The 15283-nt window shown below is 36.1% G+C and carries 9 protein-coding genes and 1 tRNA gene; 6 read left to right on the forward strand and 4 right to left on the reverse strand.

Annotation, left to right across the window (positions count from 1 at the left end; genetic code table 11):
* Positions 1 to 8: 8 nt before the first annotated feature.
* Positions 9 to 5150 (reverse strand): PKD domain-containing protein, encoded by a 5142-nt coding sequence (locus FTRAC_RS15770; RefSeq protein WP_013455270.1) that lies wholly within the window; start codon positions 5148 to 5150, stop codon positions 9 to 11.
* Positions 5151 to 5403: 253 nt separating this feature from the next.
* On the opposite strand from FTRAC_RS15770, the gene FTRAC_RS15775 reads away from it, so the two are divergent.
* From FTRAC_RS15775 to FTRAC_RS15800, 6 genes are all read left to right on the forward strand, one after another.
* Positions 5404 to 6447, forward strand: a complete 1044-nt coding sequence (locus FTRAC_RS15775) for a PorP/SprF family type IX secretion system membrane protein (protein WP_013455271.1) — start codon at positions 5404 to 5406, stop codon at positions 6445 to 6447.
* A gap of 8 nt (positions 6448 to 6455) precedes the next feature.
* Complete coding sequence (locus tag FTRAC_RS15780) at positions 6456 to 7700, forward strand: M48 family metallopeptidase (RefSeq protein ID WP_013455272.1); 1245 nt, start codon at positions 6456 to 6458, stop codon at positions 7698 to 7700.
* A 165-nt stretch (positions 7701 to 7865) separates the two neighbouring features.
* A complete protein-coding gene (locus tag FTRAC_RS15785) occupies positions 7866 to 10181 on the forward strand; it encodes an OmpA family protein (RefSeq protein ID WP_013455273.1) in 2316 nt (771 codons plus the stop codon).
* Positions 10182 to 10446: 265 nt separating this feature from the next.
* Complete coding sequence (locus FTRAC_RS15790; protein WP_013455274.1) at positions 10447 to 12036, forward strand: acyl-CoA carboxylase subunit beta; 1590 nt, start codon at positions 10447 to 10449, stop codon at positions 12034 to 12036.
* Positions 12037 to 12154: 118 nt separating this feature from the next.
* Positions 12155 to 13027: a sterol desaturase family protein gene (locus tag FTRAC_RS15795; protein ID WP_013455275.1), complete on the forward strand. Its 873-nt coding sequence runs from the start codon at positions 12155 to 12157 to the stop codon at positions 13025 to 13027.
* Positions 13028 to 13127: 100 nt separating this feature from the next.
* Positions 13128 to 13201 (forward strand) — tRNA-Ile (locus FTRAC_RS15800).
* 149 nt (positions 13202 to 13350) lie between these two features.
* Here the strand turns inward: FTRAC_RS15800 and FTRAC_RS15805 are convergent.
* The 3 genes from FTRAC_RS15805 to FTRAC_RS15815 are packed head-to-tail and all read right to left on the reverse strand — an operon-like array spanning position 13351 to position 14939.
* Positions 13351 to 13869 (reverse strand): hypothetical protein, encoded by a 519-nt coding sequence (locus FTRAC_RS15805; RefSeq protein WP_013455276.1) that lies wholly within the window; start codon positions 13867 to 13869, stop codon positions 13351 to 13353.
* The gene (locus tag FTRAC_RS15810; protein ID WP_013455277.1) at positions 13859 to 14602 is read right to left on the reverse strand and encodes an ImmA/IrrE family metallo-endopeptidase; all 744 of its coding nucleotides are present in this window, start codon (positions 14600 to 14602) and stop codon (positions 13859 to 13861) included. The genes FTRAC_RS15805 and FTRAC_RS15810 overlap by 11 nt, the downstream gene beginning before the upstream one ends.
* Positions 14583 to 14939, reverse strand: coding sequence for a helix-turn-helix transcriptional regulator (locus FTRAC_RS15815; protein WP_013455278.1), 357 nt, complete (start codon positions 14937 to 14939; stop codon positions 14583 to 14585). Before FTRAC_RS15815 ends, FTRAC_RS15810 begins: the two co-directional genes overlap by 20 nt.
* Positions 14940 to 15283 lie beyond the last annotated feature (344 nt).

The raw sequence follows: 15283 nt of genomic DNA on the forward strand, positions 1-15283 counted from the left end.
CCAGGAGTTTACCTGACTACATTTACTCCACCCCTTTGTTCATAAGTTCTGCTGTTAGCATCAGTACTTCTGAAGTTGATGATATAAGCATACATTCCTGGAGGAACCGCGACTCCACCTAAATCTGTGGCATCCCATTCAAAGTTTTTATCATTAGATTCATAAACAATTGTCCCCCATCTATTAAAAATAATGATTTGAAATTCTCCTACATATTCATTAGCAAATACTCTAAAAACCCTATTTGCAGCAATTGAACTATTAGGTTTAATTGCATCAGGTGCAAAAACTTTAGGCTGGCAATCTTCTAAAACAGTTGTGGTAATATTAAACTCACAACCCGAAGCAGTTAATCTAACGCTGTATTCACCAGGTTCATTTGCGACAATTCTTCTATTATTGGAAGTGCTACCATCCGGAAGAGTCCAAGTATAAGTGCCAAAAGAACCCGGGTCTAAGGTAACCGTCCGTTCTGATTCCACCCCTGTTGGGCAAATGAAATAAGTGTCTTGAATTTGCGGTTGAAAAACTTCTTGTACAGTCAAATCTCGCCTAATGATTACTGGGTCACATCCGCCAGGACCATTGTCATTTACTGTGAATGTGTAGGTGCTGCTTTCTGTAATGTTCCATTCTAAGGTATTAGAAGTAGGATCCACAGTAGGGATATTGGTTCCTTGTGCATTTGTTAAAGAATAATTGAAGTTCCCGCTACCTCCGCTAATGCTTCCTATTAGCAGTATGGTTCCATCTTCGCAATTTGTTTCACTGGTTAAGCTTGCTTCTACGGCAGTATAGACATTATCCACAGTAACAGATAATTCTGCTGCACAACTAATGTTGCCTCTCGGATTTACAGTCACAGAGTAGGTGCCAGATTGATTGACCGTGATGCTTTGCCCTTGAGCTCCATTACTCCAATTGAAAGTATAGTCTGCTGGATCTTGTCCATCTAATATTGCAGTTAATTGATTTCCTCCATCACAATCTACCTGGTTTTCAATTTCCAATATACTAGCTTGTGGACTTAATTGAACATTAACAGTTGCATTGCTAGGACATAAACTTCCTTCTGTAGCTACAATATCGTACACTCCACTACCAACAGCATTAGGGTCAGCAGGAGTAGGGGTGATACTGAAAGTAGCATTTGGATTTAAGTCTTGTAAATAAGCTAATAAATCATAATCGGTTCCACAACCAAATACATTTTCATCTGGATTGAATGGGACGGAATCATTAAGTGCAATGCCAAAAGAGTCTACAGCTAAGCACAAACCTGCAGAGTTATCTGTTATTGAAATACTGTAGCTTCCCTCGCTCAATCCGTTCACTTGAAAGTTGCTTGATGATGCTGTTCCATTATCAATAGAATTATTGTTTTGATCAAAAATTTCCCATGTGAGATCTAGGGTAAATGAACCAGACACTAGTACATCGACAGTCTGATTACTAGGATCGCAAGTTGGGTTAATTTGATTTGCTACAGCAGTAAAGTCAGTATTTGTCAGAGGAACCGTTTCCACGGTCGTACAGCCAGATAAATTGTCAGTTACGGTAATGTTGTAAGTGCCAGCTTCAAGGTTGTTGGCAGACATTTGATTTTCAGGTACTGTAGTTGGACCTGACCAACTCACGGTATAATCACCTGAGCCGCCAGAAATGTTAGTAATTTCTAATGAGCCATTATTACTCCCACAACTTGGAGGAGTAACAATATTAGTCGAAACGGTAGGGTTGCCATTCACAATTACCTCAATTTCATCCTCTGCAAAACAACTTGGGTCAAGTGGATCTGGAATTTCTACTCTGATTAAAAATGTTCCAGCTGTACTTGTATTGACATCAAAATTCTGACCACTGGCAGATTGCTGAATATCATCCACAAACCAACGGTATTCGCTTGCATTTCCACTTGCATTTAATCTTAGCTGCTCGTCTTGACAAACGGCTCTATCGCCTCCTAAATCAGCTTCATAAGGAGGGCCTACAAATATTTCAGCTGTTGAAACGCAACCATTTATACTGGTAATAGTCACGTTGTAGATGCCTGTTTCTGTAATTTCTATGGTTTGAGTTGTTTCGCCCGTATTCCATAAATAAGTATGACCAGGTTCATCTACTATATCTTCTCCTAAGGTTAAAGTACTACCACAAAAGTTTCTTGGGCTAATGACATTGCTAACATCTGGGCTTGGGAAGATTTCAAAATTCTCCACTAATAGTTCATCATATCCACATTCATTAGTAATTCGTAATGCCGCCTCGTAAACTCCTGGCTCGAGATCAATATCTAAGGTATCATTTTGATTATTTGAAGTATATACACTGCTACTACTGTCTGCAGGAGTAATGGTCCAATTAAACTGATCGAAATTTGTTTTACCCGTAGCTCCTAAAATGATAGGTTCAGAAGAACAATTAGCAGTTACACTTATGCTTGGTTCTTGCTGTGGAGTTGAAAGATTTTGAACGAAATTAGGTAATCCTAATCGGCTGTTTCTTCCTGCTAAATCGAAAGCTTGTAAAGTACTGGCTAAATTACTGCCGTTTTCGGGTGCAAATCTTTGGTCTGGTGATCCAATAGTATAAACATTGGGACTATTGTTTGCAGCAATATATAATTGTCCATTTGGACCTGTTTGAATAGCCCCAGCCTCAAAATCTAAGTCTGCTACGGTAACGCTATCTGGATTCTCAATCTCATCAATAGTGTAATTATCATTTACTGGGATTTGCAGTAAAACTGAATTAGCACCATTATTGATTGTGGCATAGAGAAGATCAGCACTTGGAGAAAATTCAATTCCATACACTTCTCCTCCAAAATTGACGTCCAATAATGCTTCTTCCCAGTTGTTCAGGCTATCCCGTCTTATGAAATCAATAAAAGCACCCCCGGAGTTATAGGCTTGGGCAACTTTGTCCCCTCCAGCTGCATATTTTAAATATCCAGTAGCAGATGAGTTGGATAAGTAGTCGCTTCCTTGTGAAATGTACTCAGCTGCATTTATCCCTTCAACATTTACAGGATAAAATCTGTAGCTATTACTTCCCAATTCATGGGTCAAAACATTGGTGTTTTCATTACCCTGCGCAGCTACTTTTTCAGTACTTCTGCTGTATATTTTTCTGTTTTTCAATACTACATCCCCTAAGCCACCATTAAGTTTCAAGTCCACTAATGCATAGGAAAAATTGCTAGTATCTGAACTTATGTCTTGATTTAAGAATAGATAATATAAAGAAGGGTCACTTCCATGAGCTACTGCAATTACGCCTTGTGAAGCAGCTGGATCACCACCTAAATCAGTCCCATTTGCCATTACATTGTGTTCCGAATCCCAAATCACATCTCCATTTGTATAAAATAGGAGATCTCCATTGTCATCTGAAACAGTGGTACAGCCCTCTTCAGCTTGAATATTCCCATCCGTGACCGCAACTGGGCCACCTTGATTATTAAAATCTATTCCAGCTCCATCTCCAAAATACCAATAATTAGATTTTTGTTTTTCTTCTTCGAATAATGTTAATTCAAAACTAGCCGTTACCGTACAATTACCTACAGTAACAGCAGCAGAATAAACTCCAGATTCTAAAAAGGTAGCTGTTCCATCACCATTATCAGTGAATTTCTGAGGGTCAGGATTTATCCATACTACTTGATCGGGCTCTGAACCATCGCCAAGTGTAGGGCCGTAATTTTCTAAAGGAAGCTGACAAACTGTAGTATCCTGAAGTTGTACTTCTGAATCAAATTGTTCAACTGTTACTAAAGCAGAATCAACAAAGAAATTTCCACCAGCATTTACGGTTAAAATGACATTATAGCTTCCCGCTTGCTCATATATGAAATTAGGACTTATCGCATTTGAAGACTGGCCATTGCCGAAATCCCATTCTAAAGAAGTGATATCAGCGAATTCACTGTAGTCGGCAAAAAATGACACAGGATTGTTTTGACAAATCGATTGATTAAGTGTAGTCGTGTACCAATCAAAAGATATTTCACCATCAATCAGAGCAGGAGGAGCAATCGTAGGAAAATTACCTGCCGATCCAAATGATTGCATGTTGAACAAGTCCCATTGAATATTTAAGGAATCAGGAATAGAGTCAGTTTGAGAAATTCTGCTTAAAAATTCTTCCGCTCCATTGTTATACAAGTAATATAAATTTCCATCGGGGCCGTTCTGTAAAGCTTTAATCTCTGTAACTGTTCTATCTAACACATTTTCAGAAGTTGCGCTATCCAAATTAAGTTGGATCAATCGACTTTCTGAAGTAACAGTGTTATTCCTGCTATAATATAAATTCCTGCCCCCAACTGACCATTCAACATCTGTGATAAGTTGATTTACAAAACCTGTATTTTCTAGAATGTTTTCATTTTGAAAAAGGGGAGTAGTGGGGTCGGCTAAATTTAATTCCAGTAAAACCAGATTCTTAGGGTTAGTATTGACATTGGCAGATGTTAAGGCTAGAGTAAGAGTGTCACTCATTGAGTTTCTTACGGATACATTGCTGAGTGCGTAGTCAATAGAGAATTCGTGAGATGCTGTGCTAATTAATGAGCCATTATTTTGAACTTGTACTAACTCCAAAGAATTATTTTCTTGAAAGAGCAAGAAATAATTATCTCCAAGTTTAAATGAGTTTATGTAATCTGATAAAGAAGAAAACCCTGTTCCTTGAGCTGATGCAGTAACTTCTCCAAAATCTCCTATAGACAAATCTACACTTAAAAATCTGAGCTCATTTGACCCATCAATGATGTAGATGTAATAGATGTCGTCATTCGGATTTGATGAAGGGACTATCGCTGCTGGATGACGCAATGAATTATTTCCTCCGATTACATTTCCTCCAGGCAAGATTTGGTGATTTTTGCCGTATACATTATCACCGTCCGTATAAAAAAGAAGTTGCCCATCAACCCCATTTGCAGCTACAGCTGCGCCTCCGTTTCCAAAAGGGGTAGCTTGATTTTGAATTAAATTAGTATTTCTATCTGCATTTCGGTCAAATTGAATAGCAGCATTATTGTTTCCAAAATACCAAAAAGATTCTGAAAAATCTTGCGCTTGCGTATTACTAGCTAAAATGGCTAAAAAAAGGAAGAAACTTCTAAATAATTTATTGCTCATACAGTTGCGTGTTGTCAATAGTTTATTCTTAACGTAATTTGATGTCGATTAATTTTCTTTATCAGAAAATATATTATTTACGTATTAGTTACGTTTACTTAATTAAACCGAAATTTAAAAATAAATAGATTAAAGACGGGAATAATTTACTGTTTTTCAATTTTTTAAAAGAATTAATTAAAATATTTATTGTGAATATCCCTCTTTCTGACTTATTTCATATCTTTCGGTAAATTTGAATATAATTTGTGTTGTGGGTAAACTAATTAATAGTCAAAAATTTCTCGTATTTTCAATATTGATTTTGTTTTTAATTTCATTTGATGAGGTTAAAGCGCAAGATCCTCAGTTCTCGCAGTTTTATGCGGCTCCATTATATTTGAATCCAGCATTTGCAGGAAACACACAGATGAGTAGGGCAGGAATTAACTACCGAAATCAATGGCCAAGTATAAATGCTAATTTCACCACTTACTCAGCTTATTTTGATCATTATTTTGATATGATCTCAAGCGGTGTCGGATTGATTATTTCCAGGGATGAGGAAGGAATTGTAGGACTGAGATCCACATCTGTAGGAGCCCAATATGCATACCAGTTGCGTTTGAGTGAGAATTTAACCTTCAGGCCAGGAGTGCAGGCTGCTGTTTACAATAGGAATTTAGATTTTAGCAGATTAACCTTTGGTGATCAGTGGGATCCTGAAACACAATCTTTCCAAAACCCAACAGGAGAAGCGCCTACTGGGGAAAGTAAAACATTTTTTGATTTGTCCTTTGGTGGCGTACTTTATTCCGAAAACTTCTGGTTTGGATATTCAGTATTTCATTTGAATCAACCTAATCAATCTATAGTAGGTGATGAAAGTAGACTACCCATGAAACATTCATTTCATGCAGGCTACAAAATCCCGTTGAAAACAGGATATAAGAAAGGATTCACAAGAAGTGGAGATGAAAGAAGTATTACCCCTACTGCACAATATAAAATGCAAGGAGGTTTTCAACAACTTGACCTAGGAATTTATAGCACTTTGGAACCAATGGTTGCAGGATTATGGTATAGAGGTATTCCTTTTCAAACTCCAAATGGTTTTTCTGCCTCAGAGTCCTTAGTTTTGTTATTGGGTTATGCTTATGAAAAAATATCTGTAGGCTATAGTTTTGACTACACATTGTCTGATTTAGGAATCCGCAGTGGTGGTGCCCATGAAATTTCCATTTCCTATGTTCTATCACTTACCGATCCTCGCAGACCACCTGCAGATAAATTAAGAATACCTTGTCCTAAATTTTAAACTTAGAAATGATATTTACCGCAGATCAATTTTTTACGATCATTATTGTGATTGTAGTGGCTGACTATGCCATTAATACTGTAATTGATATTTTAAATCTTAAAAAATCAAGTGCTAAGTTGCCTGAAGATTTGAAAGAGATTTATGATGAAGAGAAATATCTTAAAGCAGTAAAATATCAAAAAGCCAATACTAAATTCGGACTTTTGAGTGGCTTTTCTAGTGTCCTTATTATGTTCTTGGTATTGTATTTTGGCATTTTGGGAGAGTTGGATTCTTGGATAAGAGTTCGATTTGATTCTGTTGTTACCCAAACCTTAGCTTTTTTTGGGATTGTATACATTATCAATGATATATGGAATATTCCCTGGCAATGGTATTCTACCTTTACTATTGAAGAGAAGTTTGGATTCAATAAGTTAACTCCGGCCTTGTTTTGGAAGGATAAATTGAAAGGTTATTTGTTAACAGCATTATTGGGTGGGATTTTACTAAGTGTATTAATTCTACTGATAATGTGGCTTGGTCAGTCTTTCTGGTGGATTTTTTGGCTAGTAATCGTTTTGTTTATGATCGGTGCTAATTTCTTCTATACAAGCTGGATATTGCCTCTTTTCAATAAATTAACGCCACTTGAAGATGGGACATTAAGAGAAAAAATATTACAGTATGGAAAATCTGTAAATTTCCCGATAGAGAATATTTACATCATGGATGGCTCTAAACGTTCTTCTAAAGCGAATGCCTTTTTTTCTGGCTTTGGGAAGCGAAAGAAGATTGTGTTGTTTGATACACTATTGGAAAAGCATACCGATGAAGAACTAGTAGCAATCTTAGCGCATGAGGTTGGGCATTATAAAAAGAAACACACTATTTCCGGAATGATTAGTGGTGTTGTGCAGACAGGAGCGATGCTGTTGATCATGTCTTACATGATATTTAATCCTAATTTAAGCATTGCATTGGGTGCTGAACAACTAAGTTTTCCTGTGAATTTCATAGCATTTGGAATAATTTACACACCAGTAAGTATGATTTTATCACTGTTTTCCAACTTCATTAGTCGAAAACATGAGTTTCAGGCAGATAAATTTGCGGCAAATACTTACAATGGAGAAGAGCTTCAAAATGCACTTAAAAAGCTCTCTATTGATAGCTTAAGTAATTTAAAGCCACATAAACTGTATGTGATCTTTCATTACTCACATCCACCTTTGCTTCAAAGATTGCAGGCTATCGATAAGCACAAGTAAAGATTGCATTTTTTTTAAAGAAAAAATATATCTTTATGCTTTAATAGTACCAAAACCACTTTAAAAGGTTATATTTCTCTTGAATAAACAAGAGAAGAATATCTTCGTTATTCTTAGGTATCTTTGAAAGCTATGAAATTAATACTAAATAAAAGCCATAATATCATGAAAAAATCACTTGTTTTTCTATTCTGCATGCTCATCTCATCAGTGGTCTATGCTCAACAGAATAAAATAGATGACTTAATCTATAGAGGTGAGAATCTTTTCAAAATTAAAAACTACGAAGGTGCAGTAAAATCACTTTCTGAAGCTGTGGAGCTAGGAGCAAATGAGCCTTATGTGAATTATATGTTAGGGGTTTCTTATCTTAACATGCCCAACGCAACAGATCAGTTAAAAGCATCACCCATTTTTGAAAAGCTTGAGAAGCAGGGCAATTTTGAACAGATTCCAGATGAAGTTTATTATTACATGGCTCAAGCATTTCATAAGGATTTGAAGTTGCAAAAGGCAACAGAGTACTATGATAAGTATCTCAAGACCTTAGGTGGTAATGATGCTAAATTAAGAGCAGAGGTCGAATTGGAAAAGGCGAAAAGTGAAAATGCTAAGCGTTTACTAAGTCAAAAGAAGGACATTAACATTCAAAGAATGGCTCCTCCGATCAATTCTGAATTTACGGAATATAATCCAGTTGTTTCGGCTGATCAATCAGTTATGGCTTTTACTTCTCTAAGGCCAAACGCTAGGACGGGAAGAGCAGCAGAAGAGGTTTACATTACTTATAAAAGTTCAGGCGATTGGGGAGAGCCTTCTAAAATTGAAATTAGAACTGATGAAAATGTTGGTACTGCTGGAATATCTCCTGATGGTCAGCAGATGTTGGTATTTATAGGTTCTGGAAATAGAGGGAATTTATTTATGATGAAAAAGGATGGTAAGGGCTGGAGCCAACCATCTGCAATAGAAGGCTTAAATTCACGGGATTTAGAAAGTACTGGTTCTATTACTCCTGACGGGAAGAAAATTTATTTCGCAAGTAATCGACCAGGAGGATTTGGCGGAATGGATATTTGGGTAGCAGAAAAACTAGCAAACGGTAATTGGGGCAATATTGAAAACCTAGGAGCCGAAGTTAATTCAAAATATGATGAAGATGCTCCCTTCATTCACCCCGATATGAAGACCTTATATTATACTTCCAATGGTGAAAAGTCAATGGGCGGTAGAGATATTTTCAAAACCAATGTGCTAGGAGGGAAGTGGACAACGCCTGAAAATATGGGATATCCAATTAATACTCCGCTCAATGATAATTATTTCACTTTGTCAGCGGACGGAAGTAAAGGGTATTTTTCATCTGATAGAGAAGGGGGTTATGGAGGACAGGATATCTATATTTTCGATATGCCTGAGAAATATGCTAATATTCCACTAACCATGCTAAAAGGGAAAATTACTGCCGGTGAGGACGAGCAGCCTGTTCCTACTAAAATTAAATTAGTAGACAATGAAAATAACACCAAAGTGGATTATGTATATGATCCTGATCCTAAAACAGGGAACTATTTGATAATTCTGCCTCCAGGCAAGAACTACGATTTGATTATTGAATCAGAAGGGTACTTACCCTATACTTTAAATATTAATGTGCCTAATCAAACCTACTTCTATGAGCTCTATCAAAAGATTAATTTAAAGTTAATCAAGCAGTTTGATGTAGTGGTTGGGCAAGAAGTATCCGTTAATAATGCTTTTTATGATACTAAACAAGGTGGGGACTCCTATACTCCAAGGCAAGCTAATGAGGCCATGTTAGTACAAGGGGATAGCTTGGATGTTTATGATATGATGGATGCTATTATTGCCGCTGAGGATACCGCTGCTTTCAATTACATGATGGAATTAATGTATAAAGTAAATCCCATTGAGGATGTTGATTTCAGTGAGAATGAGGATGAAATGGAAATTGCTAGTAGAACTTATTATTATGATGAGAGCGATACCACTACTTTGAAAAGTAGAGTTGTGGAAGGCGAAACCATTTATTCCTTACCTACTATGTATGTTACTGAAGAAGCTGAAAAGCAGAAGAAAGAAAAGGAACAAAAGCCAAAAGCTAACTACGATAAATCATTGTTAGAACCTGTATATAAAATATATTTTGATGTAGGAGCTTCCGAATTTGATGCTAAATACAATGAACAATTGCAGGAGATTTATCAGAAAATTAAAGGTAATGAGCAGTTAGGTATACAAATTTCAGGTTACGCATCTGCAGAAGGTGATCCTGAATTTAACAGGAAGTTATCTAATAAAAGAGCTATAGAGGTGGTAAACTTCTTTAATTACAAAGGAATAGTAAGAAGGAGGATTATTGCAAAAGGATATGGTTCTACAAGAGCAGATACTAAGGATGCAGCTGAAAATAGGAGAGTTGAAGTTCAAATTGTAGATTTGAATAATATAGATCGATAAATTATTTAAAATACTTCAAGACATAGGCTATCCATTTGGGTAGCCTTTTTTATTGATTATGTTTTTTGAAAAGGATTTGTTAAACAAGTGCTTATAGTTTGCCTATAAAAAATTCGTTTTTCTTCTTACCTGTCCTATCTTTGAATGATTTTAAAAAGTGCCTGTTGGGTAACTTTACAAAAAAGAGTTGGAAGAAACCACTATTCAGTATTGTACAGCAATTTTTTGTAATATTTGATTTTGAAATTATATAATAGATTTTACTATGGGAAAAGACGATATGGAAAAACCTGTTTATACCAAACCGACCAATAAAGGGAAAAACGAATTATTAGCTCAGAAAAATGAGGCCGCCTTAAAGGGTGGAGGTGAAGACCGAATTGAAGCTCAACATAAAAAAGGAAAATTAACAGCAAGAGAAAGGATTGACCTTTTGATGGACGAAGGTTCATTTGAAGAGATTGGCAAATTTGTAATGCACCGTTGCAAGGATTTTGGACTGGAAAAGCAGCATTATCCTGGAGATGGAGTAGTGACTGGATACGGAACCGTATCTGGGAGATTAACTTATGTGTTTTCCCAAGATTTCACAGTATTTGGAGGCTCCTTATCCGAAACCCATGCAGAGAAGATCGTGAAGATTATGGAAATGGCTATGAAAAATGGCGCTCCATTAATTGGGTTGAATGATTCGGGTGGTGCCAGAATTCAGGAAGGCGTAGTTTCATTAGGTGGATATGCTGATATTTTTTATAGAAATGTAAGAGCTTCGGGTGTTATACCTCAAATTTCTGCAATAATGGGGCCATGTGCTGGAGGAGCCGTATATTCACCAGCCATGACGGATTTCATTATGATGGTGGAAAACACAAGCTATATGTTTGTAACAGGTCCTAATGTTGTGAAAACCGTAACCCAAGAAAATGTAACTTCTGAAGAATTAGGTGGAGCTAGTACGCACAGTACCAAAAGTGGTGTTACGCATTTCTCTTGTGCAAATGAATTGGAATGTATTAACAATGTAAAAAGGTTATTGAGTTATGTACCTCAAAACTGTGAAGATCCTGTTCCTTCAGTTCCCTACGAATTGAAGGATGATGAAAGCAGGGGGGAATTAAATGATATCATTCCTGATAATCCTAATCAGCCTTATGATATGCGTGAGGTTATAGAAGGGACTGTAGATGCTGGCAGTTTTTTTGAAGTACATAAGAATTATGCAGAAAACATAGTGGTAGGCTTTGCTCACTTAGCAGGTAGAAGTATAGGGATAGTGGGTAATCAGCCGGCTTCTTTAGCTGGGGTATTGGACAATGATGCTAGTAAAAAAGCGGCTCGTTTTGTCCGCTTCTGTGATAGTTTCAATATTCCATTATTAGTATTTGAAGATGTTCCTGGCTTCCTTCCTGGCACTGACCAAGAATGGAATGGAATTATTTCTAACGGAGCTAAGTTGCTTTATGCATTTAGTGAAGCTACAGTTCCAAGAGTAACTGTGATTACAAGAAAAGCTTATGGGGGTGCTTATGATGTAATGAACTCTAAACACATTGGTGCTGATATGAATTATGCTTGGCCTACAGCTGAAATCGCAGTGATGGGCGCTAAAGGTGCAGCCGAAATTATATTCCGTAAGGAGATTGCCGCTGCAGACGATAAAGAAGCAAAGCTTGCCGAAAAGGTAGAGGAATATACTGAAAAGTTTGCCAATCCATATAGAGCAGCTCATAGGGGTTATATCGATGAAGTGATCCTTCCTTCTAATACAAGGAAAAAGCTAATCAAAGCATTTTCCATGTTGGAAAATAAGGTGGATACCCTGCCGAAGAAAAAGCATGGAAATATTCCATTGTAAAATTTAGAGCCTCCTTTCGGAGGCTTTTTTCTTTCCAAGTATTTTTTAAACGTAACATCAGTTACAGTATTCTGAACAGCTTTTGTCTTATCTTCGTTATAGAAGCCAAATAAGAGAAATGGAATACATCGATATATTTATCACCTCCTTTAAAGACTATGCCCGATATGTGGGGAATGAAGTTTTCAACCTGCATTGGGGTAATTATTTGTATTGGTTAATCGGCATTTCAATTTTCTTTTATACTTTGGAATTAACGATGCCTTGGAGAAAGGACCAACCCAAAATCAGAAAAGACTTTTGGTTGGATGCTTTTTATATGTTTTTCAATTTTTTCTTATTTTCATTGGTAGGCTACTATGCTATCTCCAATGTATTTGTAGAGCTTTTCAATGACTTTTTAGGCTTATTTGGAATAGAAAACCTAGTCGCTATTGAAATCAATACCTGGCCAGTCTGGGCACAGCTATTGACATTATTTATCCTTCGGGATTTCATCCACTGGAATGTGCATAGATTATTACATAGGGTGCCTACCTTATGGGAGTTCCACAAAGTTCATCATTCTGTAGAGCAAATGGGATTTGCTGCGCACCTAAGATTCCATTGGATGGAAACCATCGTTTACAGAACCATAGAATATATTCCTTTAGCCATGATAGGTTTTGGAATACAGGAATTCTTATTGGTGCATTTATTTGCATTGGCAATTGGTCATTTTAACCATTCAAACATCCGTGTTCCTTTAGGGCCTTTCAAGTATATTTTCAATAATCCGCAAATGCATATTTGGCATCATGCTAAACATATTCCTTCTAAAACAGGGGTTAATTTCGGAATTTCTTTAAGCATCTGGGATTATATTTTTGGGACGAATTATATTCCTAAAGATGGAAGAGATGAAAAATTGGGCTTTGATGATATGGATCAGTTTCCATCAGAATTGAAGGATCAGTTGATTTATGGCTTTAAGCGTAGAAAGGAAAAGTAAAAATAATTTATTAATTCCTTGATTTTATATTGCGCAATTAAGTGCAATTCCGTAACATTGCAATCCGAAAAACAGACAGCCAGTCGGTTGTGTATTTTCAGGGCCTATAGCTCAGCTGGTTAGAGCACTTGACTCATAATCAAGTGGTCCCTGGTTCGAGTCCAGGTGGGCCCACTTTCAGTATTAATCTGAACACAAAAAGCCTTAAATCTTACGATTTAGGGCTTTTTTGTTTTAAAGACGACAGCCAGCTAGAATATTTTTTGAGTCTTATAAGAGAAATTATTTAATGAAAGAATTTAAATGGTGAGAATAAACAAAACTCAACTTTTACAATTGTAATCCTTCATAGAGTTCACAGGCAACTTACTTCCAGCGTCTTTAACCCTCTTGATAAAATTATCGCAATCGGTTTCAGACATAATATTTTTCGTTTTGGCTTCACAAAGGAAATCCATAGTAGTCAAATAATCTAGTTCATGCATTTTGCAATAACTTGCAATGTCTCTTAGATTACTGCTTGCCAAGATATCTTTAGTTTTACGAACAACAGCAAGGCAAGCAGCCTCTCCGTCTCCCTTAAACATTACCTTCTTTATATGCATATACTCTTTCCTTATTTCGTGATTCTCCTCTGGAAAATCAATCTTTTCAATAAGTTTGAATCTCAATAAATTATCTACTTCAGCTTTTTTATTTCTAAATTTTGATAGTTCATCGTAAACTTTATCAAGTATCTTTATTTTATTTTTAAAAATTGTGGGCAATAGAGTTATCGCTCCACCAGTAATAAAATGTGAAACGACATCCGCATCGATGAGTATTATTTTTTTACTCTTCACTGTTCTCGAGAGCTTCTATTTCACTACTATTCATCCCTAAATCAAGTAATAATGAATAATAATGGCTTTGCGAAATAATTTCTTTATCAAAAAGGTCTCTAGCTAAACTACCATAGTCACCAATTACTTCATGATGATTTCCGTCTTCATATAACTTAGTGGAATATCCATATCCAATAGCTCCCTTTTTTACATTTGGTCTAAGCTGCTCAAGTTTATCAAAACTAATGATTTTCAGTTCCTTTAATCTATACAATAAAGCAGCTCTGGAGCATGAGAAATAGTGCTCAATTTTTAAGAGTGTACCTAATTTGATTTTATCTTTACTTAATTCGTTATCAGGTATGAGTGATTTTATACCATTTTCAGGCAATAACAAATGAGCTGCAAACAAGTCAGCATTATACTCTTCCTTATCTTTTCTTTTAAATTCTCCAGCTATACATACCATTGAACTAAAATTCTCTTGAATAAATAAGTGATACAACTCATGACAAATGGTAAAATGCTGATGCCCTAATGTTTTGCTACTATTAATTAAAACGAATCGTTTGGTCTGAGCGTCTTTATCAATTTTTAAAGCCATACCTGATATTCCGTCTCCTAATGGCTTGAACACAGTCAAAACATCTAGCTTATGTAGTAAACTCTTCAGTCTAATACTATCGTTACTACCAAAGCCATGATGATTTCTAAAATCATTTGCCTTTTTCTCAAGAATAAGCGGGTTCATTGACTGCGGCTTTTTTCATGGCTAAATAATTAAGAACAATTTTTCTAAAATCAGCTATTTGCTCAAGATCCTCTTTACCTAAAGAATCAGCTCTAAATGCCAATGCTACTTTGGCGTCATTGTGCTCAGGATCACTTTCATACAAATCGAATTCATCTATACCAAAAAGCTTAGCAGCCTTTTCAATTAGCTTTACTGGCATGGTTCTTTTACCATTTTCATAGTAACTAATTTCCTCTCTATTAATACTTAAATAATCCGCTAATTGCACTTGTGACAATCCTAGACTTTCCCTATACCTCTTCAAGTTGAGTCCAATTAATTTATTCTGATCCATAAGTTTATCCAGTCGATTACTTGTTACAAAGTAACATTAAATTTTTCGTACTTCAAATATTGTAACACGAATTCAACTCAATTTAGTTCTCTTCAAATTATTTAAAAAGGTAATAAGTTATTCATTTTCAGCTGTTGAAGTACCAATCAAATCGAGAGCGTTGTGAAGCAAAACGCGTTCGTACTACTCGTCATAAATTTCGAAAATGCCCGCTGGCAAACGTGTCACTTGTGTCTTTAACCTGTACACAAATACAACCAACAGCTTATAAAGTGTAAAGCTTCAGTTGTTCAGCAGGCCGCTCACCAGCTCAGTAAATGGCTTAATTTTGTATAGTTTTATAT

This window comes from Marivirga tractuosa DSM 4126 (assembly GCF_000183425.1).
GTDB classification, from domain to species: Bacteria; Bacteroidota; Bacteroidia; order Cytophagales; family Cyclobacteriaceae; genus Marivirga; species Marivirga tractuosa.

Bases quoted from the DNA above. Each gene is read 5' to 3' on its own strand.
- FTRAC_RS15785 (WP_013455273.1), top strand. From the start codon at position 7,866: ATGAAAAAATCACTTGTTTTTCTATTCTGCATGCTCATCTCATCAGTG.
- FTRAC_RS15770 (WP_013455270.1), bottom strand. From the start codon at position 5,150: ATGAGCAATAAATTATTTAGAAGTTTCTTCCTTTTTTTAGCCATTTTA.
- FTRAC_RS15790 (WP_013455274.1), top strand. From the start codon at position 10,447: ATGGGAAAAGACGATATGGAAAAACCTGTTTATACCAAACCGACCAAT.
- FTRAC_RS15810 (WP_013455277.1), bottom strand. From the start codon at position 14,602: ATGAACCCGCTTATTCTTGAGAAAAAGGCAAATGATTTTAGAAATCAT.
- FTRAC_RS15780 (WP_013455272.1), top strand. From the start codon at position 6,456: ATGATATTTACCGCAGATCAATTTTTTACGATCATTATTGTGATTGTA.
- FTRAC_RS15815 (WP_013455278.1), bottom strand. From the start codon at position 14,939: ATGGATCAGAATAAATTAATTGGACTCAACTTGAAGAGGTATAGGGAA.
- FTRAC_RS15795 (WP_013455275.1), top strand. From the start codon at position 12,155: ATGGAATACATCGATATATTTATCACCTCCTTTAAAGACTATGCCCGA.